Raw genomic sequence first — 19,626 nt, 5'->3', positions numbered from 1 at the left:
GGCCTCATTCCGCGCCGACGATCTTGGCCAAGCCCGCCGCGACGGTGGGGTGGTAGCTTGCCTTGGAGGCTTCGTAGAAGCGCCGCGCGATCGGCTTGCCCCAGTCGCCCTGCGCCATCAGGTCCTTGTAGATCGGATAGATCAGCAGGCCGCGACCGACGCTGCCGACCAGCTTCGCCATGCTCGGCACCGCCGGGTCGTAGCGGTTGGCGATCGCCAGCTCGCCCCAGGCCGAGCGGACATAGGCGTTGTTCGATGCCGACAACCCCAGCGCCATGTCGAGTTCCTTAAGCCGTGCCGTCGTCTGCTGACGGTTCAGTCCGTTGAGGAAGCGCAGCCATTGCTGGGTCGCCCAGCCTTGCGGGTGCACTGCCGAGACCGGCCCGCCCGCATTCACCGCCGCCAGTTGGGCGTCGACCGCCTTCAGCGTCGCCGACTGGACGTGCACCGCATTGTTCGGCAACCCGGCGGCATAGGCCCATTTGTCGAGCTGCAGGTTGGCCTCGAGCCCGGCATCGCCCTGGATCAGGTTCGTACGCAGATCTGCCAGAAAGCCGGCGGTGGTCTGCGGCTGGAAGGCATGCCGGTCGAAATAGCCGCGCAGATACACGTCCCAGCGCGCGCGACCGACCGTGCGCTCGATCGTGCGCAGGAAGGTCGAGCCCTTGAAGTAGTCGAGCTGGCCGAAGGTCGCGCCGGGGTCGCCGTGCAGCCGCGTCGTGGCAGCTTCCATGCCGCCGGCATCGGCGATGTCCTTCTGCAGGCCGTCCCATTCGAGATCGGCATCGGTCGCGGCGCGTTCCTTGCCGTACACCGCCTCCATGATGCGGTTCTCGAAATAGGTCGTGAACCCCTCGTTCAGCCAGCTATCCGACCAGGTCGCGTTGGTGACGAGGTTGCCCGACCAGCTATGCGCCAGCTCGTGCGCCACCACGTCGACGTTCGACTTGTCGCCGGTGATGATGGTGGGCGTCAGGAAGGTGAGGGTGGGGTTCTCCATGCCGCCATAGGGGAAGCTTGGCGGCAGGACGAGCATGTCGTAGCGGCCCCAGCGATAGGGGCCATACAGCGCCTGTGCCGCGTCGATCATCTTCTCGACATCGGACACTTCCTTCGCCGCGGCGGCCAGCATGCTCGGCTCGGTCCACACGCCCGCGCGCGGGCCGACGGGCTGGAAGGCGAGGTCGCCGACCGCGAAGGCGATCAGGTACGGCGGCACCGGCTTGTCCATCCGGAAGCGGAACTTGTGCCATCCCTTGCCCGCCGGCACGCCCCTGGCACCGTCGATCCGCGTGCCGCTCGCCACCGCGACGAGGTCGGCGGGGACGGTGAGCGTCGCGGACCAGGTCTGGCGGATACCGGGGCTGTCCTGGGTGGGAATCCAGTTGCGATTGTTGATCGGCTGGCCCTGGCTGAACAGATAGGGCTTCTTCTTGCCGGCGGTCAGTGTCGGCGCGAGCCATTGCAGCGCCGAGGCACCGGGCGCGGTGGCGTAATGGACCATGATTCTGCGCGCGCCGTTCAGCTGCACGATAAGCGGCGCGCCGAGGTCCGGCTTTGCGGCACCCACCGTAAAGGGCAGCGGCTTGCCGGCGGCGTCGGTCACCTTGGCAATCACGAGCCCGTCATCGTCGAGCACGATTTCGCTCGCGCCGGGTGCTGCAAGAATGTCGAGCGTCGCGGTGCCACTGAGCGCCTTGGTCGCGAAATCCGCCTTCAGGTCGAGCGCGACATGGGTGACGCGGGCAATCTCTGGTCGCGCATAGGTCCACACGTCCTTCGCCTCGGGCGTGGTGAGGATCGGCGCGGGCGCGGTCTGCTGGGCGAGGGCGGGGGAGACGAGCATGGTCGAAGCGGCGAGGGCCAGGGCTAGAATGCGCATGCCACGGAGCTAGGCGCTGCCGCGTCACGGGGCAAGGTTGTTGCCATGGATCAATCCTATGGCGCTGGACCCTCTGCGGACCCGTAACGTTGATACCGAACGATATTCAGGGGGTGCGCATGGTAACGACGGTGGCGGAGCGGCCGGTGGCGGCGGAGGGCGAGGCGGCAGTGCTGCGCGACCTGATCGCCTATCTCAAGCGGCGGGACTACCACTTCATCACGCCGACGCCCGCCACCCATGCCCGGGTGCTCGCCCGGGCGGACCGGCACCGTGCCGCCGATCTGCGCGATGTCTTCGGCTGGAGCCTGCCCTTCGCGCGCGATCTGCTCGAAGCCTCGCTGCTGGAAGCGCTGGGGGCTGCTGACCTGATCGAGGCGGCGGGCGATCTTCTGCGCAGCAAGGTCCGCGTCTCAACGCTCGGGCCCGACCTGCTGGTGCACTCCGCTTATCCGACCGACGACACCGATGCGGTGTTCTTCGGGCCGGACAGCTATCGCTTCGCCCGCTTCATCGCCGACGAGCTAAGGCGCTGCCCGGAGCGGGAAGGCTCGACGCTGGTCGATATCGGTACCGGCGCCGGGGCAGGTGCGATCGCCGCCGCGCATTGCTGCCCGAAGGTCGACATCGTGATGACCGACATCAACCCGGCGGCGCTGCGGCTGGCGCGGGTGAATGCGCAGGCGGCGGGCGTCGCGGCGCGATTCGTGCAGGGCGAGGATCTGTCGGGGATCACCGGCGCGCTGGACCTGGTGCTCGCCAACCCGCCCTATATCATCGACCCTGCCGGTCGCGCCTATCGCGACGGCGGCGATCTGCATGGCGCCGGGGTAGCGCTGGCTATGGCGTGCGAGGCGGTGCCGCGGTTGGCGCAGGGCGGGCGGTTCCTGCTCTACACCGGCAGCGCCATCGTGCGCGGGGCGGATGCGCTGCACGATCGGCTGGTGCAGCTCGCTGCGGCGGAAGGCTGCCGGCTGCGCTACGAGGAAATCGACCCCGACGTGTTCGGCGAGGAGCTGGAGACGGCGTCCTATGCGGACGTCGAACGGATCGCGCTCGTGACGGCGGTGATCGAGCGGGCGCGCCCTTATTAAGCCCTTCCTCCTTGGAGGAGGGGTTTGGGGGGGAGGGATTCCAGAACGTCGGTCGGTCTCTGCGAGACACTGCCCCACCCCAACCCCTCCCCTGAAGGGGAGGGGCTTAAGAACGCTTCAGCGCTGCGAATCCAAAAACGCCGCGACCTTCGCCAGATCAACCGTCTTGTCCAGGTACGTCTGCCCGATCCCGCGCGCGAGCAGGAAGGGCAGGGTGCTGCCCTCCATCTTCTTGTCGTGGAGCATGTGGCCGACCAGCGTTGCGCCGTTCGCCGTTACGCCTGCCGCGGCCAGCCCGTCCGGGAGCCCCACCGAACGCAGGTGCGCCGCCACACGCTCGGCATCCTCCGCCGGGCACAGGCCTTGCTGTGCCGAGAAGGCGAAGGCCAAGGCCATGCCCGCCGCCACCGCCTCTCCGTGGAGCAGCTTGTCCGAAAAGCCCATCTCCGCCTCCAGCGCATGCCCGAAGGTATGGCCGAGATTGAGCAGCGCCCGCGTTCCCGTGGTCTCGCGCTCGTCTGCGGCGACGATCCTCGCCTTGGCTGCGACTGAATGGCCGATCGCCAGCGCCCGCGCCTCGGCGCTGCCCGCGAACAGCGCCGCTGCATTTCCCTCACACCAGGCGAAGAACGCAGCGTCGTCGATCAGCCCGTATTTCGCCACTTCGGCATAGCCCGCGCGCAGTTCGCGCTGGGGCAGGGTGTCGAGCACCTGCGGATCGATCAGCACCACCGAAGGCTGGTGGAACGCGCCGATCAGATTCTTGCCCGCCTTGGAATTGATCGCGGTCTTGCCGCCTACCGAGCTGTCTACCTGCGCGAGCAACGTGGTGGGGATCTGAACGAAGTTGCAGCCGCGCTTGAGAATGCTGGTCGCGAATCCGACGAGATCGCCGATCACGCCGCCGCCCAGCGCGATCACGTGATCGCTGCGGACCACGCCCTGTTCCAGCAGCCAGTCCGTCAGCGATTCGAGCTGGGCCCAGCTCTTTGTGCTTTCACCCGCCGGCAATACCCGAACAGGCGCGGCGATTCCTGCCGCGGCGAGACTGGCGACCAGCGTGTCGCAATGGGCTGTGAGGTTCGCATCGGTGACGATCGGCATCGGCCGGCCGCGCGACAGCGGCGCCAGGACCTCGCCGGCACGCGCCAGCAAGCCGGGTTCGATGCGCACGTCATAGCTGCGTGCGCCCAGAGCGACGGGAATGGTGGTCACTTGCGCAGGGCCTTCATGATCGCTTCGACAGTGGTTTCGTGCGGAGCCGCTACGCTGGGCACCCGAATCTGCGCAAGCGCGTAATATGGGTTGCGGACCTGCGCGAGCTCGGCGAGCGTCGCCAGGGGATCCTTGCCGCGCAGCAACGGCCGCGTATCCCGCCGCCGCACGCGATCCGCCAGCACCGCCGGTTCGGCATCCAGCCAGATCGAGATGGCCTGGTCGAGAATCAGCGCGCGTGTGTCGTCATTGATGAATGCACCCCCGCCGGTGGCGATCACCTTGGGCGTGCCGTCCACGAGCCGGGCGATCACCCGCCGTTCGCCGTCGCGGAAATGCGGTTCGCCGAATTTCGAGAAGATGTCGGAAACCGACATGCCCGCCGCCGATTCGATCTCCGCATCGGCGTCGACGAAGGGAAGGTGCAGGCGCTGGGCGAGACGGCGCCCCACCGTGGTTTTGCCGGCTCCCATCAGCCCCACCAATACGATCGGCTTGCCGGTCCAGCGTGTAAGATGCGCATGCGTTTGTAACATTGTGCGAAGGGCTATACAGCGAGGGACCGTCTCGGGCAAAAGGCCCGTATCGCTCAAGGATTGGACTGTTTTTCATGCCGCGTATGCTTGTCGTGTTGCTTGTCGTTCTGGTGGTTGTGGTGGGCGGCATGTTCGCGCTGGCCGGGCGCAACACCGTCAAGGAGCCGGTGCGCATGGAGAAGGCGGTCGCGCTTGAAAACCTCGCCAACTAGGGCTTCCCGGCTCGCGATTGCGGCGGCGTTGCTCGCGGCGATCGGCGTTCCGGCGTTCAGCCAGCAGCAGAAGGCCCCCGAATCGCTGTTGCCGCCCGGCTTTGACCAGCCGGTACCGCGACCGCAGCCTTCGGCGCGCCCGAGCCCGGCACCGAGTGCGCCACCCGCGGCCGCGCCGTCTCCGGGAAGTGACGTCGTCCCGGCTGGTGGCGACATGGGGCCCGATGCGTTCGACGTCGAGGAAAGCAACGCCAGCGCCATGGCGGCGGCGCCGACGATCGATTTGTCGCAATATGATCTGCCCAAGGGCGTTCGTCGGCCGTTGAACCGCGTCGGCATCCTGGCAGCAGGCAACGCACCGTTCCCGGCAGATGCGTTCGGTGCGGTGCCGGGCGGCACCCAGGTGACTCTCATGCGCCGGCTTGACGCGCCGGTCGCGTCGCGCTGGGTGTCGATCGCGCTGCGCCGGGCGCTGATGTCGCCGCTCGATACGCCGCGCGGGATCGACGGCGCCGACTATGCCGCCGAGCGCGCCTGGCTGCTGCTTCGCATGGGCGAGGCGACCGCCGCGCGCGGGCTGGTCAGCTATGTCGACATCGACGATTATACCAATGCGCTGGATCGCGTGGCGATGCAGGTGGCGCTGGCGACCGGCGATCCGGCTTCGGTGTGCCCGATCGTCGACGATGCGGCGTCCAACATCCCGGATCGCGGCTGGGCGCTGGCGCAGGCGATCTGCGCGGGGCTTGCCGGCAAGCCGAGCGAAGCCGACCAGCGGCTCGATGCGGCGAGCAAGGGCAAGCCGCGCAACGATCTCGACACGCTGCTCGCCACCAAGGTGGTGGGCATGGGCGTCGATTCGCGTCGTGCGGTGACGATCGACTGGGTCGGCGTACCGGCGCTCTCCGCCTGGCGTTTCGGCATGGCGACGGCGGCGGGCGTCGACATTCCTGATAATCTTTTCGCCACGGTGGGCCCCGAGTTCCGCTATTGGCAGGCGCTGTCACCGGCAGTGTCGCCAGCGAACCGCGCGGGTGCAGCCGAACTGGCGGCGGCGGCAGGCGTGCTGTCGAACGCCGCGCTGGTCGATCTCTATGCCGAGCTCGATCAGGCCAGCGACTTGCCCGATCCGCTGCAGAAGACCGTTCGCGATCTCCGCAGTGCCTATACGGGCTCTGCCGCCGAGCGCGTGCAGGCGATGAAGGGCTTGTGGGACGCGGCTGAAAGCCCCCGGCTGCGCTATGCCCGACTGGTGCTGACCGCCAAGGCCGCTGCCTGGATCCCGGCGGACAAGAACGCGGCAGAGCCGGACCGGCTGATCGCGTCCATGCTCTCCGCCGGCTATGATTCGGCGGCGCTGCAATGGCGCGGCGTGGTTGCCGCCGGCAGCGAGGGCTGGGCGCTTCTGACCCTCGCCGAGCCTTCTGGAACGGTAGGGTATGGCGATTTCGAGCGCTATGCAGGGTCCGCGAGCCCCCGCAAGGCGGCGATGCTGCTCGCTGGTCTCGCAGGTCTCGGCCGACTGTCGGCCAGCGATACGCAGCGCGGCGCCGAGGCTACCAAAGTCGGCATCACCGGCGTGAATAGCTGGACCCAGGCGATAGATGGTGCCGGCGCGCGCAACCAGCCCGCTATGGTCGCGCTGCTCGCCGGCGTGGGCATGCAGTCGCCGCGCTGGGACCAGGTGACGCCCGAGGCACTTTACCACATCGTCGCGGCGATGCGGGCGGCGGGGATGGCCAACTATGCCCGGATGATCGCCGTGGAGGCGGTCACGCGCGCCGAGTGAGTGGCGATCGCGACCTGATCGAGCGCTTTCTGGAGATGCTTCGCGCCGAGGCTGGCGCGGCGGCGAACACCGTGGCGGCCTATGGCACCGATCTCCGTCTCGCGTCGGAGGCGCTGGGCGGTAATCTGGTGAATGCGGGACGCGAGGAAATCGAGCGGCTTTCCGGTGGGTGGGCGGAACTCGCCAAGTCCACCGTCGCGCGCAAGTCCGCAGCGTTGCGTCGCTTCTTCGCCTTCCTGGCGGAGGAGGGGCACCGCGCCGACGATCCCGGCAACGCCCTGCCGCGGCCGGGCACCGCGCGACGCCTGCCCAAGATTCTGAGCACGGCCGATGTCGACGCGATGTTCGCTGCGATCGCCGAGCGTCAGGCGCGGGTGCCGCCGGATCCGCTGGACCTGCGGCTCGCCGCCCTCATCGAACTGCTCTATGGGTCGGGGCTGCGCGCGACCGAACTCGTCTCGCTGCCCCGCAACGCCATTCATCCCGATCGTCCGTTCCTGATTCTGAAGGGCAAGGGCGGGCGCGAGCGGCTGGTTCCTATTTCCGACCGCGCCCGTGCCGCCGTCGCGCTTTGGCGGACCCAGATCCCCCCGGACAGCCCTTGGCTCTTTCCCTCAGGCAGGACGCACCTTACCCGCATCCGCCTCTACCAGATCGTTCGAGCGCTGGCGGCGATGGCCGGCATCCCGCCCGAGCGGGCGAGTCCCCACGTCCTTCGCCACGCCTTCGCCACGCACCTGCTGGAGGGCGGTGCGGACTTGCGCGCGCTCCAGGCGATGCTCGGCCATGCCGATATTGCGACGACCGAAATCTATACCCATGTCGACAGTCGCCGTCTGGTCGAACTCGTCAACGAGCGGCACCCGCTGGGCGAGGCCCTCGTTGACGCGAAGCGCGGCTCCCGGTAGCGCCAGCCCCATGACGACATTCCTCGACTTCGAGAAGCCGATCGCCGAGCTCCAGGGCAAGATCGACGAGCTGAACAGCGCCGCCCAGGGCGGCGACGTGGACATCGCCGCCGAGATCGCGCCGCTCCAGGCCAAGTCGGACAAGCTGCTGCTCGACACCTATGCCAAGCTGACGCCGTGGCAGAAGACGCAGGTTGCCCGGCATCCCGAGCGCCCGCACTTCAAGCACTATGTCGCCGGCCTGATCGAGGACTTCATGCCGCTGGGCGGCGACCGCGCCTTTGCCGACGATGCCGCGATCATCGGCGGTCTTGGCCGGTTCCGCGGCCGCCGCGTGATGGTGATCGGCCACGAAAAGGGCGACGATACCGCCAGCCGGCTCAAGCATAATTTCGGCATGGGCAAGCCGGAGGGCTATCGCAAGGCGATCCGCCTGATGAAGCTGGCCGACCGGTTCGGTATTCCCGTGATCACGCTGGTCGACACCTCGGGGGCCTTCCCGGGCGTGCAGGCGGAAGAGCGCGGCCAGGCGGAAGCAATCGCCCGTTCGACCGAGGCATGCCTTTCGCTGGGCGTGCCGCTGGTCGCATCGATCCTCGGCGAGGGCGGCTCGGGCGGCGCGGTGGCGCTGGCCGCGGGCAACCAGGTGCTGATGATGGAGCACGCGGTCTATTCGGTGATCTCGCCGGAAGGCTGCGCCTCGATCCTGTGGCGCACCGCCGACAAGGCGGCCGACGCTGCCGAAGCGATGAAGGTCACCGCACAGCATCTGAAGGAGCTGAAGGTGATCGACCGGATCGTGCCGGAGCCGCTGGGCGGGGCGCACCGCGCGCCGGGCCAGGCCGTGCAGGCGCTAGGCGACGCGATCGAAACGGCGCTGGAAGGCCTGAGCGGCATGTCGCCGGAGTCGCTGCGTCAGGCACGTCGCGCCAAGTTCCTGGCAATGGGCCGGGTATAAGAACACAAAAAAGGGGCGCGCGCCGGGCGCCGCCCCTTCTTCTTATCCATCCTGCCGTCCGATCAGGCTCTCCGGCCGATCAGGTTCAGGAGGGCTGCATGCTCGTATCGACGCGGCCGAAGGTCGAGCTGAGCTTGTTGCCCAAGCCCTGCATACCGGCGATGGCTGCAACCGCGATCAGCGCGGCGATCAACCCATATTCGATAGCGGTCGCACCACGGCAGTTGCGAACCAGCCTACGAAGCGTCTTCATGGCAGCGTATCCTTCCTGATACCGGGGGATGGCAATGCCCGGCAGCGCCGCCATCCCCAATACCAGCGAAAGATGAACGCTTAGTGCATGTTGCCGGCAACGGCGTTGAACGTGGTGCCCAGCTTGTTGCCCAGGCCCTGCATGGCGGCGATCGCGGCTACGGCGATCAGCGCGGCGATCAGACCATATTCGATCGCCGTTGCGCCCTTGGAATTCTTCAGGAAATTGCGAATCTTCTTCATACCCGTCTCCATCGTCCCAGTAACTTCAAACACCGGCCTGCCGAGAGATCCGGCAAGGCCCTGCGACCCTATGCGAGAGGCGTTAAGGACGGCCTAAATCAGACGGTTAGGGAAAGGTTACCGCGGCTCATTCGCCTGCGTGCTGGACCTTTTGCGACACGTTGTTCCACATGCCGCCGGTGGCGTTGCCGAAATTGCCGAGCGCCGCGACCATGGCGAGCACGATCAGGGAAATGATGAGGCCATATTCCACGGCAGTGGCGCCGCGTTCGGAAAGGACCAGCGCGCGCAGGGTGTGAATCAGGGCTCGCATCCTCAATCCATCTCGTTCAGGAAATCACCGGAACCATTGCAGGATTTGGTTTCGAAGTGATTAGCGAGGCAAGGTGATGCGCGAGGCAGGGCCGATGCTGCTGGTGGTGGCCGCGGCGATGATCGACGGGGGCAGGGTGCTGGTGCAGCAACGCCCCGAGGGCACCGCGCTTGCGGGACTTTGGGAATTTCCCGGCGGCAAGATTGAAGCGGGCGAGAGCCCGGAGGCAGCGCTGGCCCGCGAACTGGAGGAGGAACTGGGCGTGACGGTGGATCCGGCCGCGCTGACCCCGCTCGTCTTCGCAAGCGAGCCGCTGGCCGACCGGCACCTCGTGTTGCTGCTCTACCGACTGGATCATTGGGAAGGCGTGCCGCAAGCGCGCCATGCCAGTGCCCTCGCCTGGGCCGACATGGCCATACTGCGCGCGTTGCCGATGCCGCCAGCGGATCTGCCGTTTCTTGAGATACTGGCGCCGTTGCTTGGGACCGGAACGCTTTGAAATATCGGGGTCTGAGTCAGGACGATGATGAAGGGTGACCGCTTCCAGGACCGGGACTGCTATCTGTTCGAGCCGTTCGAGGAGGCATTCTTCCATTGGGACCATCGCCGCCGCACGATCCGCATGAAGTTCGTTGGGCAGGAGGTAGACGTCGAGGTGCCGCACGACCATCGCATCTTCAACGATGCCATCCGGAGCGGACGCGAGGTCGACCGGGTCGACTATGATTGCGGTAGCGTGCCTGGCTGAGCGCAGCATGCTAGCTGTTGCACAGGCGCGGATCAGGTGGCGCAGTCTCTAACCCTCAGGCGCCACGGCTTCAAAATAATGATTGTTCCCGCGGTCGAGATGGCACCCCACCACCTTCAACCCGGTCGAGCCGAGCAGCGCGCCATAGGCGGTTTCGCCGAGTGACTGCGAGCGGCGGCCGGTAAGGCTGTCTTCCCATGCGCATCGTTCGCGGGGTGCGCTGAACAGGAAGTGGCCACCGGGGTGCAGTACGCGGCCGACACGGGCAAATACCGCGGCCTGAGCGGCTTCCGACAGCAGGAAGAGCACGCCGATCGCGACCACGCCGTCGAAGCGGCGGCCGAAGAAGCTGCTGGTTTCCGCCGGCTCGCACGCAACGCCGGCCCCGGGCAGGTTCCGGCGGAAGGCCGCGATCATGCGCGGTGCGGGGTCGATGCCGAACAACGCGAAACCCTTGTCCGCCAGTCGCGCGCTGATCGGCATGCCGGTGCCGCAACCGATATCGAGCACGGCGCCGCCGCGCGGCAGCTGGCTGGACCAGCGCAGGACAATGTCGGTGCCGACATCCGAACGCAGCGCCGCAAACCGATCGGCAACCGCGTCCCAGCCGGCCGAGGCGTCCTGGTTCGTCACCGACGCCCTGCCACCGCCTAGCCCTTCGGCTTGAGTGCGTCGGCCAGCGAGGTCGTCGCGCTGCCCGGGCGAGCGGGCTTGGGCTGCGAGGGGTCGGGGGCCCATCCTGTCAGGTACACAATCGAGTAGCGTTCCGGCGTGCGGCCGTCCGGATCCGCACGCTCGGCAAAGGCGGCCGCAGTGCCGAGCAGCGTCTCGCGGCGGAGCGGCGGCGTCTTGGGCAGCAGGTTGGTGGCCGCCATGCCGCGCAGATCGCGGATCAGCCCCCCCAGGCCGCCATAGCGGACCGTCAGCGTCTCCACGTCCGCCACCGGCAGGGTGAAGCCCGCGCGCGACAGCAGGTCCCCGGCCGCGCGCACGTCGATCTGCGGATGGAAGCGCGCGACCGGTCGGTCGGACTCGGCGGCGAGCAGGCAGGCGCGCAGCGTCGCGAGGCTTCCTGCGCCAAGGAATGCGCCGAGGAACAGCCCGTCCGGCTTGAGCGCGCGGCGGGCAAGGGCGAGGGCGCCCGGCACGTCGTTCACCGTGTCCAGCACGCCCGCCGAGATGACCAGGTCGAAACTCGCTTCGGGGAAGGGATGCATGTCCTCGTCTGCGTGGATCGCGCCCGAGGCGGCGGCGAAGGCCGCTCCCGCTTCCAGGCGCGTGATCGTCGCGCCCGGCCAGACGAAGCTGCCGTCGGCGCTGCCCAGGTCGAGGACCGTGCGGAACGTGCGCTTTACACCCTCCAGCCGTTCGTACAGGCCGTCCAGCATGTGGTCGCGCAGGAAGCTTTCATAGCTGCGGGCAGCGCGGTCGCGGCGTTTGCGGCGTAGCGCACGGTCGAAGATTTCGGAGTCGGACACGCCGCGCTTGTGCAGCGGCGCGGGCCTTGGAACAAGAGGTGCGTGGATCCGCGAACGCCCTTGCTCCGGCTGATCGATCTCGCGCTGCCGCCGCGCTGCCCCGGCTGCGGCGCGATCGTCGAGGCGGATCATCGCTTTTGTGCAAGCTGTTGGGGGAGCCTGCAATTTCTGGGACCGCCCTGGTGCGCAGGATGCCATATGCCGTTCGACTATGATCGCGGAGAGGGCGCGCGCTGCGGTGACTGCCTGGCCCATCCGCCGCCGCACGACGGGGTACGCGCGGCGGTGCGTTATGGCGAGGTCGCGCGCAAGCTTGCGCTGAAGCTCAAATATGGCGGCCGGTTGGCCGCAGCGGAGACAATGGCGCGCGCCATGGTGCGGCTCGTACCGGACGATGCGGACCTACTGATACCGGTGCCGCTTCATCGCTGGCGTCTCTGGTCGCGTGGGTTCAATCAGGCGCTGCTGATCGCGCAGGGGGTGTCGAAGCGGAACGGGCTACCAGTCGAAGCCGATCTGCTCCGCCGGGTGAAGGCAACGCCAAAGCTCCAGGGTCTGGGTCGGAACGCGCGGGCGCGGGCAGTGTCCGGTGCGTTCGCGCTTGCCCCGGGCGCGGGCGCGCGGCTGCAGGGGCGCAGGGTGTTGCTGGTCGACGATGTCCATACCAGCGGTGCGACGGGGGATGCCTGCGCCCGGCTGCTCAAACGCGGCGGCGCGTCGCGCGTTGTCCTTATCTGCTGGGCACGTGTTCTGGCGGACGAGACCCTGGATTGACAAGCGGGGGTCTCGCGCACACCTCTGGAGACATTATGGCAAAGGTCGAAATCTACACCAAGGCGTTCTGCCCCTATTGCACGCGCGCCAAGCAACTCCTCACCGCCAAGGGCGCGACGTTCGAGGAGTATGACATCACCATGGGCGGGCCGAAGCGCGCCGAGATGCTGGAGCGTGCACCCGGTAGCACCACCGTTCCGCAAATCTTCATCGACGGCCAGCATATCGGCGGCTCGGACGATCTGGCTGCGCTGGATCGCAAGGGCGGATTGGACCCGCTGCTCGCCGCATGAGCCGGGCCGCGCTGCTCCAGATGACGAGCGGGATCGACCCCGCCGCCAATGCCCGGACGCTGGTGGAGGCGATCGCCCAGGCGAAGTCTGGGGGCGCGGCGATGGTGTTCACCCCGGAAATGTCCGGCTTGCTCGACGGCAACCGTGATCGCGCGCGTCCGAACTATCGTTCCGAAACCGAGGATCCGGTGCTGGCGGCGGTGCGTGACGCGGCGGCTCGGCACGGACTCTGGGTGCATCTGGGCAGCCTCGCGGTGCTGCGCGAGGACGGCAAGCTCGCCAACCGCGCCTTCGTCATCGACGATACCGGCGAGGTCCGCGCGCGTTACGACAAGATGCACCTGTTCGACGTCGATCTGCCGACCGGTGAGAGCTGGCGCGAGTCGAACAGCTATACGGCGGGGGAGGGGCCGGTGGTCGTCGACACGCCGCTGGGCAAGCTCGGCCTCGCCATCTGCTACGATCTGCGCTTCCCCGACCTGTTCCGCACACTGAGCAACGCCGGCGCGACGATCCTGGCCGTGCCGGCAGCGTTCACCCGCCCGACCGGTGCTGCGCACTGGCACGTGCTGTTGCGTGCGCGGGCGATCGAGGCCGGAGCGTTTGTTCTGGCTGCCGCCCAGACCGGTGAGCATGCCGACGGCCGCGCCACCTATGGCCACAGCCTGGCCATCGATCCTTGGGGCGACGTGCTGCTGGACATGGGGATGCCTGCCGGCCTCGGCTTCGCGGAGATCGATGCAGCCCGGCTCGAGGATGTCCGCGCTCGCGTGCCCGTGCTGCGGCACCGCCGCGTGATCCCGGAGGCGATCCGGGCGTGATTGTCTTCGATCTGAAGTGTAGTGGCGATCATGTCTTCGAGGCCTGGTTCAAGTCGAGCAATGCGTTTGAGGAGCAACGCGCCCAGGGGCTGATCGCCTGCCCGTTCTGCGGCGATGCCTCGGTCGGCAAGGCGGTGATGGCGCCAGCGGTGGGCGCCAAAGGGAATCAGGTGGCAGAGAAGTCGCCGGTCTCGCCGGACGCGTTCAAGGCCGCGCTCGCCGCGCTTGCCCAGATCCAGGCCAAGCAGCTCGAAACGTCACAATGGGTCGGCGATGCTTTTGCGGAGAAGGCCCGGGCGATGCACCAGGGCGATACGCCGGAGGCACCGATCCACGGCCAGGCGACGCTCGCGGAGGCAAAGGCACTGGTCGACGAAGGCGTGCCCGTCGCGCCGTTGCTGGTTCCGGTGGTTCCACCCGAGGCGCGCAATTGATTTGCCCGCTGGACGCCTATACGAGCGATGGCGTGGCCCGGTAGCTCAGCAGGATAGAGCAAGCGATTCCTAATCGAGAGGTCGGAGGTTCGAATCCTCTCCGGGTCACCAACTCGCAGCGGTCGCGATCGCGCAGCGCGCGTCTTCATAAAGAAAGGGAGCCGCGTCCCTAGAGCGCGGCTCCCCAGTCGATCCCCCGCTTGCGGGATGAGGTATGCACAAGCGAAGGGATGTGCCCTCAGAAGCGCGTGCCGACGCCGAAGCCGAACACCAGCGGATTGATGTCGACCTTCGTCTGGTTGATCGTGCCGCCGGTGTTGAGGCGTGCGGTGGTGCCCATATCGATGTATTTGACGTCGAGATTCAGGAAGAACTTCTTGTTCAGGTCGATGTCCACACCGGCCTGCAGCGCATAGCCCACGCTGTCCTTGAGCGAGAGGCTGGTCTTGCCGAGCGCCTTGTTCAACGAATCGCTCGTCTTCGCGGAGTAGAAGGTGGTGTAGTTGATGCCCGCGCCGACATAGGGGCGCACCGCCGCTTTGGGCATGAAGTGATATTGCAGCGTCAGCGTCGGCGGGAGCACCCAGGTGTGGCCCACCTTGCCCAGCGACGAGATCGCCTCGCGGCCCTGGATGTCGTGGCGGGTACTCGAGACGATCAGCTCGGCGCCGATATTGTCGGTCGCCATGTAGGTGAAGTCGACTTCGGGCATTACTGCATCGCCCACGCCCACCTTGCCGGTAGGGATGCCGGGCGTGATGCCGCTCGACGACTCATTGGGGGCGACGACGATGCCGCGCAGGCGGACCAGCCAGTCGCCGGCCGCGATGCCCGCTCTGTCCTGTGCCTGGGCGCTCGCGGTCGAGGCCAGCAGGCCGGCAGCGGCCAGACCGACAAAAAGCGAAGTACGCATGGTTCATTTCTCCTCGTGTTCGACGAGGCACCGGGTACTCGCAAGAAACGACGAGGTTTTTGATCGGACGCAACGTTGCGCGTAGGTAATGTTCCCAAGGAGGTCAGCTGTCCGGCTGCGGACCTATACGTAACGACAAGGGACGCGCGCGCGCGGCATGCAACGCGTGGAGGCCGTCATGTTCATGGATCGAAATCAGCCCGATATTGGTGCCGCAGAGTGGAGCCTGCCGTCGCGTTGTGCGGCGTGCGGCGTGCGGATGGCGTCGCTGTGCGGCGGTATATCCGCCGGGGCGCTGGAGGCGCTGAATCGCATCGGGCGCAAGCGTGTGCTCCGGCGAGGGGAAGTGCTGATCTGGCAGGGCGACATCGCCGAACAGGTCGGAATCCTGCATCACGGCCTTCTGAAGCTCTCCGCCTCTCTGGAGGACGGTCGGGAGCAGATGCTGGGACTTGCATTCCCCGCTGATTTCGTCGGCGCGATCAGCGAGCGGCCGTCGAGCCACTGCGTCACCGCGCTCACCGAGACCGAGCTCTGCGTTTTTCCGCGCACCGCGCTTCCTGCCCTTGTCGAGGCGCATCCGGAGATCGGCCAGGCGCTGCTCACTCGCGCATATGACGAGCTGGATCAACTTCGGCGCTGGATGTTGCTGCTGGGACGCAAGTCCGCCGAAGAACGTGTTGCGAGCCTGCTGATGCAGTTCGCCGCCCGCGGCACCTGCAGTTCGGGGGCACCGGTAGCGCTGCCGCTAACGCGCCAGCAAATGGCCGAGCTGCTGGGCCTGACCATCGAAACCGTCAGTCGCAAGTTGACTGCGATGAAACGCGACGGCGTGATCGAACTGCCCGATCTGCGCAGCTTCGTGATCGCGGATCATCGGGCACTCGCCGCCCTTGCAGCGGAGACTCCGTAACTAACCGCATGTCGCCGGCTAGATTATAGTCCTAGCCTTCATTCATCCAAAAAGAAGACCGGGATGAAATGGAGGCGACCATGAAGAATGTACTCGTTCTGATGCATGACGACGCCGGACAGGAGGCGCGGTTTCAGGCGGCTCTCGACTTGGCACGGGGTCTGGAAGGTCATCTCCGCTGCGTAGATATTGCCATGGTGCCGGCCTATGTCGGCGACTATGTGGAATTCGGTGGCGGCGCTGCGCTTCTGGCGGACGAACAGACCCGCGAGGCCGCCAATCGCGTCCGGATGGAAGGCCGCCTCAAGACCGAGGATGTGCCCTATGACTGGGTGGATGCGACCGGTTTTGCGAGGGAATGCCTGCGGGACGCGACAGCGCTGGCCGATATCGTCGTGCTCAACCGTGCGCTCGACAAGATCGCCTATCCTGACATGCGCGACCTGATCTGCGACACCATCCTGAGAACCGGCAAGCCGATCGTGGCCGTGCCCGAGGGCATGATCGGTTTCGATCTCTACGGCCATGCGGTTGTTGCCTGGGATGGTTCGCGCGCTGCCGAGGCGGCGCTGCAGGCGGCCGTGCCGCTGCTCAAGCATGCGGGAACGGTGACGATCCTCGTTGTCGACGAGGGTGCGCTGCGATTGTCGGCGACGGAAGCGGCAGAGTATCTCGCTCGCCACGGCATCCGTCCGGAGGTGCAGACTGTTCCGAAAACCGATACGGTGGCCGGCGCCATTCTGGCCAAGGTGGAGGCTGTTCGCGCTGCCTATCTGGTGATGGGCGGCTTCGGCCATAGCCGCTTGCTGGAGGCCGCGTTTGGCGGCGTCACGCGGCGCATGCTGGCGGAAAGCCCCGTAGCGCTGGTGATGGCGCACTAATCCGCGCGTGGAGTGCCGAGTCATTTGGTCCGGGAATCAATAAGGGGGAGGCATCCTGGGATGCCTCCCCCTTATTTGGCTGTGCGCTCCGAAAGGGCGCTGCCAGCCGCCTTACTTGACGTGCTTGGCGAGGTGCTTGTTCATTTCGAACATGGTCGCCTTATCGCCGCCGAAGATCGGCTTCAGCGTATCGTCCGCCAGGATTTCCCGCTTGTTTGCAGGGTTCTGCAGGTTATTCTTCTTGATGTACTCCCACACCTTGCTGACGATCTCGCTGCGCGGCAGATCGGCGGTGCCCACAATCTTCGCGAGCTCGGGCGAAGGGGTAACCGGCTTGGCAATGCCACCGCGTGCTTTGGTCTCGGCCATCGTGTCTAACTCCTGTTCGTACCCCTTATTGGGGCTATTCCTTCGTCAGCGCCTCGGGATTGAGAGGCTTCCTCCCCCTTGTCGCAACCAACGATGTACTGCGGTTCGTGCGGTGATGCACGTCCCTGTATGCCTTTGATCGTGGGAATGGCCCTCTGTCCAGCGCAGACATGACCGAAGCGCGGCGAACCGTCGTTTTGCGGCGCTGCGGTGGTGCAGGGGCGCAACACTTTCACGTGAAAATATAGTAATATTGCGCGTTCAAGCCGGAATGCGGGTGCGTGCCAGTGCTCCGAAGGCGTCGCGGACCCCGGGCGCCGCGTGTGTCGTCAGCCGCTCGACCTCGGCGAGGAAGCTCGCCGCGTCTGCGCCGGGCGCGCGATGTGCCATCTCCCAATGGCCGAATGCGCGGCGATCCACCACCTGCCGCGAAAGCAGCACGATCGCGCCGTGGCGGGGATCCTGACGGATGCGGGCATAGGCCGCTTCGACGGCATCCTCCGGCCCCTCCAGCGCCTGGAGAAAGCGCCCGGCATCTGCGTAGAGCAGGCCGGTGATCCGATCGCGCGCATTGTTGCGGCGGGAAATGGTAAGGATATCCTGCGTGGGGCAGGGTATCGCCGGGTTGGCGGAACTGACATAGACAAGCTGCAGCATCGCAATCCTCTCCTGCGAGCACGCTTCTTTGGCGTCCCGGGGTAAATACCAGATCGGCCCGCTGAAAGCTTCTCCTGTTTGGAGGCACTAGTCCAAGCTGGACATGATTGGCCGTTTGCGGCACTAGGAGCCTCGTGACCGACGCCCTGCGCCTTACCCTGCGACTTATCCGCCCTTAGGGGCCGATCTCGCGCGCGCGCGTCTCCCCTAAGGGCAAACTGGAGCTTCCCTAACGCATCGTGGCTGCGCTAGGCGCGGCCCTACCTTGAAGAGAGACACGGCCCATGTTGCGCGACCCCAGCGTCAAATATCGTCCCTTCCCGCAGGTGAATCTGCCGGACCGCCAATGGCCCAGCCGCACCATCACCAAGGCGCCGCGCTGGCTGTCCACCGATATGCGCGACGGCAACCAGGCGCTGATCGACCCGATGGACGGCGAGAAGAAGACGCGCTTCTTCGAACTGCTTGTGAAAGTGGGCTTGAAGGAGATCGAAGTCGGCTTCCCAAGTGCCGGCGCCACCGAGTTCGACTTCATCTCGGGCCTGGTGCGCGAGGGCAAGGTGCCGGACGACGTGATCGTCCAGGTGCTTACCCAATCGCGCCGGGACCTGATCGAGACCAGCTTCCAGTCGCTCAAGGGCGCCAAGCAGGCGATCGTCCATCTCTACAACGCCGTGTCGCCGGCCTGGCGCCGCATCGTGTTCAACATGGGCCGCGACGAAGTGCGCCAGATCGCCATCGAAGGCGCCAAGGTGCTGCGCGACGAAGCGGCCAAGCAGCCCGATACCGACTGGCATTTCGAATATAGCCCGGAGACCTTCTCCACCGCCGAGCTCGATTTCTCGGTGGAGGTCTGCGAGGCGGTGATGGATATCCTGCGCCCGACGCCGGAGCGTCCGCTGATCCTCAACCTGCCGGCCACGGTCGAGGCGGCGACGCCCAATATCTATGCCGACCAGATCGAGTGGTTCTGCCGCAACATCCGCAACCGCGAGAGCGTCGTCATCAGCCTGCACACGCATAACGATCGCGGCACCGGCGTTGCCGCGTCCGAGCTGGGGCTGCTGGCCGGTGCGGACCGCGTCGAAGGCTGCTTGTTCGGCAATGGCGAGCGTACCGGCAATGTCGATCTCGTGACGCTGGCACTCAACATGTACACCCAGGGGCTGAACCCGGGCCTCGACTTCTCGGATATCGACGAGGTCATCCAGACCGTCGAATATTGCAACCAGCTCCCCGTCCACCCGCGCCACCCCTATGCGGGCGACCTGGTGTTCACGGCTTTCTCGGGCAGCCATCAGGACGCGATCAAGAAGGGTTTCGCCTCGCAGGCGGCGCGCAACGATCAGGTTTGGGACGTGCCCTATTTGCCGATCGATCCCAAGGATCTCGGCCGCGATTACGAGGCGGTGATCCGCGTGAACTCGCAGTCGGGCAAGGGGGGCGTCGCCTGGGTCCTGGAGCAGGACAAGGGGCTGAAGCTCCCCAAGCGCATGCAGGCCGAGTTCTCCAAGCACGTCCAGGCACTGGCCGACGACACCAGCCGGGAGCTCAACGCTGCCGATATCTGGGGCCTGTTCGAGCGGGTGTACCTGCCCGGTGACAAGGATCGGATCACGCTGGTCGACTATGAGGAAACCGGCAGCGCTGGCAGCCGAGTCTTTGTGGGCCGCATTTCCATCGACGGTGCCGCGCAGTCGATCTCGGGGCGTGGCAACGGCCTGATCTCGGGTGTGGTCGACGCGCTCGCGGTATCGACGGGACCGCGGCTCGACGTGGTCGATTACAGCGAGCACGCGATCGGCGGCGGCGCGGATGCGCAGGCGGCGGCATATGTCGAGTGTCGTACGGAAGATGGGCGGACCGTCTTCGGCGTCGGCATCGATGCCGATATCGCGACGGCGTCGGTCCGGGCCGTGCTGAGTGCGGCCAACCGCGCCTGA

At 66.6% G+C, this 19,626-nt stretch carries 25 protein-coding genes and 1 tRNA gene; 15 read left to right on the top strand and 11 right to left on the bottom strand.

Annotation, left to right across the window (positions count from 1 at the left end; translation table 11 throughout):
• Nucleotides 1–4 precede the first annotated feature (4 nt).
• Nucleotides 5–1,882, bottom strand: coding sequence for a M1 family metallopeptidase (locus A7X12_RS00835; RefSeq protein WP_064309734.1), 1,878 nt, complete (start codon nt 1,880–1,882; stop codon nt 5–7).
• A 119-nt stretch (nt 1,883–2,001) separates the two neighbouring features.
• Between A7X12_RS00835 and A7X12_RS00830 the strand changes: the two genes are divergently transcribed.
• Nucleotides 2,002–2,976: a methyltransferase gene (locus tag A7X12_RS00830; protein WP_064309733.1), complete on the top strand. Its 975-nt coding sequence runs from the start codon at nt 2,002–2,004 to the stop codon at nt 2,974–2,976.
• Between the two features lie 117 nt (nt 2,977–3,093).
• Here the strand turns inward: A7X12_RS00830 and aroB are convergent, their stop codons facing one another.
• Both aroB and A7X12_RS00820 read right to left on the bottom strand, forming a co-directional pair.
• The gene (gene aroB / locus A7X12_RS00825) at nt 3,094–4,191 is read right to left on the bottom strand and encodes a 3-dehydroquinate synthase (protein ID WP_064309732.1); all 1,098 of its coding nucleotides are present in this window, start codon (nt 4,189–4,191) and stop codon (nt 3,094–3,096) included.
• A complete protein-coding gene (locus A7X12_RS00820; RefSeq protein ID WP_064309731.1) occupies nt 4,188–4,727 on the bottom strand; it encodes a shikimate kinase in 540 nt (179 codons plus the stop codon). Before A7X12_RS00820 ends, aroB begins: the two co-directional genes overlap by 4 nt.
• A 74-nt stretch (nt 4,728–4,801) precedes the next feature.
• Here A7X12_RS00820 and A7X12_RS25805 point away from each other — a divergent pair, with 74 nt between their 5' ends.
• From A7X12_RS25805 to A7X12_RS00805, 4 genes are read left to right on the top strand one after another with little or no spacing between them, the layout of a single operon-like run.
• Complete coding sequence (locus tag A7X12_RS25805) at nt 4,802–4,939, top strand: hypothetical protein (protein ID WP_198161802.1); 138 nt, start codon at nt 4,802–4,804, stop codon at nt 4,937–4,939.
• On the top strand, nt 4,920–6,728 hold the full coding sequence (locus tag A7X12_RS00815; RefSeq protein WP_064309730.1) for a hypothetical protein: 1,809 nt from the start codon (nt 4,920–4,922) through the stop codon (nt 6,726–6,728). Before A7X12_RS25805 ends, A7X12_RS00815 begins: the two co-directional genes overlap by 20 nt.
• Nucleotides 6,725–7,636 carry a tyrosine-type recombinase/integrase gene (locus A7X12_RS00810; RefSeq protein WP_084444929.1) on the top strand — a complete coding sequence of 304 codons (912 nt, stop codon included), beginning with the start codon at nt 6,725–6,727 and terminating at the stop codon, nt 7,634–7,636. The genes A7X12_RS00815 and A7X12_RS00810 overlap by 4 nt, the downstream gene beginning before the upstream one ends.
• Nucleotides 7,637–7,646: 10 nt before the next feature.
• Nucleotides 7,647–8,594, top strand: a complete 948-nt coding sequence (locus A7X12_RS00805; protein ID WP_064309729.1) for an acetyl-CoA carboxylase carboxyltransferase subunit alpha — start codon at nt 7,647–7,649, stop codon at nt 8,592–8,594.
• 85 nt (nt 8,595–8,679) lie between these two features.
• Here A7X12_RS00805 and A7X12_RS00800 read toward each other — a convergent pair whose 3' ends face one another.
• The 3 genes from A7X12_RS00800 to A7X12_RS00790 all read right to left on the bottom strand — a co-directional run bounded on the left by A7X12_RS00800 (nt 8,680) and on the right by A7X12_RS00790 (nt 9,402).
• Nucleotides 8,680–8,847 (bottom strand): Flp family type IVb pilin, encoded by a 168-nt coding sequence (locus A7X12_RS00800; protein WP_064309816.1) that lies wholly within the window; start codon nt 8,845–8,847, stop codon nt 8,680–8,682.
• A gap of 80 nt (nt 8,848–8,927) precedes the next feature.
• Nucleotides 8,928–9,089 (bottom strand): Flp family type IVb pilin, encoded by a 162-nt coding sequence (locus A7X12_RS00795; RefSeq protein WP_064309815.1) that lies wholly within the window; start codon nt 9,087–9,089, stop codon nt 8,928–8,930.
• A 127-nt stretch (nt 9,090–9,216) separates the two neighbouring features.
• Entirely contained in the window at nt 9,217–9,402 is a 186-nt protein-coding gene (locus A7X12_RS00790) for a Flp family type IVb pilin (RefSeq protein ID WP_064309728.1), read from the bottom strand.
• 76 nt (nt 9,403–9,478) lie between these two features.
• On the opposite strand from A7X12_RS00790, the gene A7X12_RS00785 reads away from it, so the two are divergent.
• On the top strand, nt 9,479–9,901 hold the full coding sequence (locus tag A7X12_RS00785; protein ID WP_064309727.1) for a (deoxy)nucleoside triphosphate pyrophosphohydrolase: 423 nt from the start codon (nt 9,479–9,481) through the stop codon (nt 9,899–9,901).
• Between the two features lie 24 nt (nt 9,902–9,925).
• On the top strand, nt 9,926–10,150 hold the full coding sequence (locus A7X12_RS00780; RefSeq protein ID WP_064309726.1) for a hypothetical protein: 225 nt from the start codon (nt 9,926–9,928) through the stop codon (nt 10,148–10,150).
• Between the two features lie 48 nt (nt 10,151–10,198).
• Here the strand turns inward: A7X12_RS00780 and A7X12_RS00775 are convergent, their stop codons facing one another.
• Complete coding sequence (locus A7X12_RS00775) at nt 10,199–10,783, bottom strand: class I SAM-dependent methyltransferase (protein WP_064309725.1); 585 nt, start codon at nt 10,781–10,783, stop codon at nt 10,199–10,201.
• Nucleotides 10,784–10,800: 17 nt separating this feature from the next.
• Nucleotides 10,801–11,628, bottom strand: coding sequence for a methyltransferase domain-containing protein (locus A7X12_RS00770; protein WP_064309724.1), 828 nt, complete (start codon nt 11,626–11,628; stop codon nt 10,801–10,803).
• Between the two features lie 42 nt (nt 11,629–11,670).
• On the opposite strand from A7X12_RS00770, the gene A7X12_RS00765 reads away from it, so the two are divergent.
• The 5 genes from A7X12_RS00765 (at nt 11,671) to A7X12_RS00745 (ending at nt 14,061) form a co-directional block, all read left to right on the top strand.
• A complete protein-coding gene (locus tag A7X12_RS00765; protein ID WP_064309723.1) occupies nt 11,671–12,402 on the top strand; it encodes a ComF family protein in 732 nt (243 codons plus the stop codon).
• A gap of 35 nt (nt 12,403–12,437) precedes the next feature.
• The gene (gene grxC / locus A7X12_RS00760; RefSeq protein ID WP_064309722.1) at nt 12,438–12,695 is read left to right on the top strand and encodes a glutaredoxin 3; all 258 of its coding nucleotides are present in this window, start codon (nt 12,438–12,440) and stop codon (nt 12,693–12,695) included.
• On the top strand, nt 12,692–13,516 hold the full coding sequence (locus tag A7X12_RS00755; RefSeq protein WP_064309721.1) for a carbon-nitrogen hydrolase family protein: 825 nt from the start codon (nt 12,692–12,694) through the stop codon (nt 13,514–13,516). Before grxC ends, A7X12_RS00755 begins: the two co-directional genes overlap by 4 nt.
• Complete coding sequence (locus A7X12_RS00750; RefSeq protein ID WP_064309720.1) at nt 13,513–13,950, top strand: DUF1178 family protein; 438 nt, start codon at nt 13,513–13,515, stop codon at nt 13,948–13,950. The genes A7X12_RS00755 and A7X12_RS00750 overlap by 4 nt, the downstream gene beginning before the upstream one ends.
• Nucleotides 13,951–13,984: 34 nt before the next feature.
• Nucleotides 13,985–14,061 (top strand) — tRNA-Arg (locus A7X12_RS00745).
• Nucleotides 14,062–14,188: 127 nt separating this feature from the next.
• On the opposite strand, the gene A7X12_RS00740 is transcribed toward A7X12_RS00745, so the two are convergent.
• Complete coding sequence (locus tag A7X12_RS00740; protein WP_064309719.1) at nt 14,189–14,863, bottom strand: OmpW/AlkL family protein; 675 nt, start codon at nt 14,861–14,863, stop codon at nt 14,189–14,191.
• A 178-nt stretch (nt 14,864–15,041) separates the two neighbouring features.
• Here A7X12_RS00740 and A7X12_RS00735 point away from each other — a divergent pair, with 178 nt between their 5' ends.
• Nucleotides 15,042–15,776 carry a Crp/Fnr family transcriptional regulator gene (locus A7X12_RS00735; RefSeq protein ID WP_064309718.1) on the top strand — a complete coding sequence of 245 codons (735 nt, stop codon included), beginning with the start codon at nt 15,042–15,044 and terminating at the stop codon, nt 15,774–15,776.
• A gap of 80 nt (nt 15,777–15,856) precedes the next feature.
• Entirely contained in the window at nt 15,857–16,657 is an 801-nt protein-coding gene (locus tag A7X12_RS00730) for a universal stress protein (RefSeq protein ID WP_064309814.1), read from the top strand.
• 111 nt (nt 16,658–16,768) lie between these two features.
• On the opposite strand, the gene A7X12_RS00725 is transcribed toward A7X12_RS00730, so the two are convergent.
• A complete protein-coding gene (locus A7X12_RS00725) occupies nt 16,769–17,026 on the bottom strand; it encodes an SWIB/MDM2 domain-containing protein (RefSeq protein WP_010543335.1) in 258 nt (85 codons plus the stop codon).
• 261 nt (nt 17,027–17,287) lie between these two features.
• Nucleotides 17,288–17,683, bottom strand: a complete 396-nt coding sequence (locus A7X12_RS00720; RefSeq protein WP_064309717.1) for a BLUF domain-containing protein — start codon at nt 17,681–17,683, stop codon at nt 17,288–17,290.
• A gap of 284 nt (nt 17,684–17,967) precedes the next feature.
• On the opposite strand from A7X12_RS00720, the gene leuA reads away from it, so the two are divergent.
• Nucleotides 17,968–19,626 carry a 2-isopropylmalate synthase gene (gene leuA / locus A7X12_RS00715; RefSeq protein ID WP_064309716.1) on the top strand — a complete coding sequence of 553 codons (1,659 nt, stop codon included), beginning with the start codon at nt 17,968–17,970 and terminating at the stop codon, nt 19,624–19,626.

The sequence above is a fragment of the Sphingomonas sp. TDK1 genome (assembly GCF_001650735.1).
Taxonomy (GTDB): Bacteria; Pseudomonadota; Alphaproteobacteria; order Sphingomonadales; family Sphingomonadaceae; genus Sphingomonas.
This window is presented reverse-complemented; position numbering and strand designations above follow the sequence as displayed.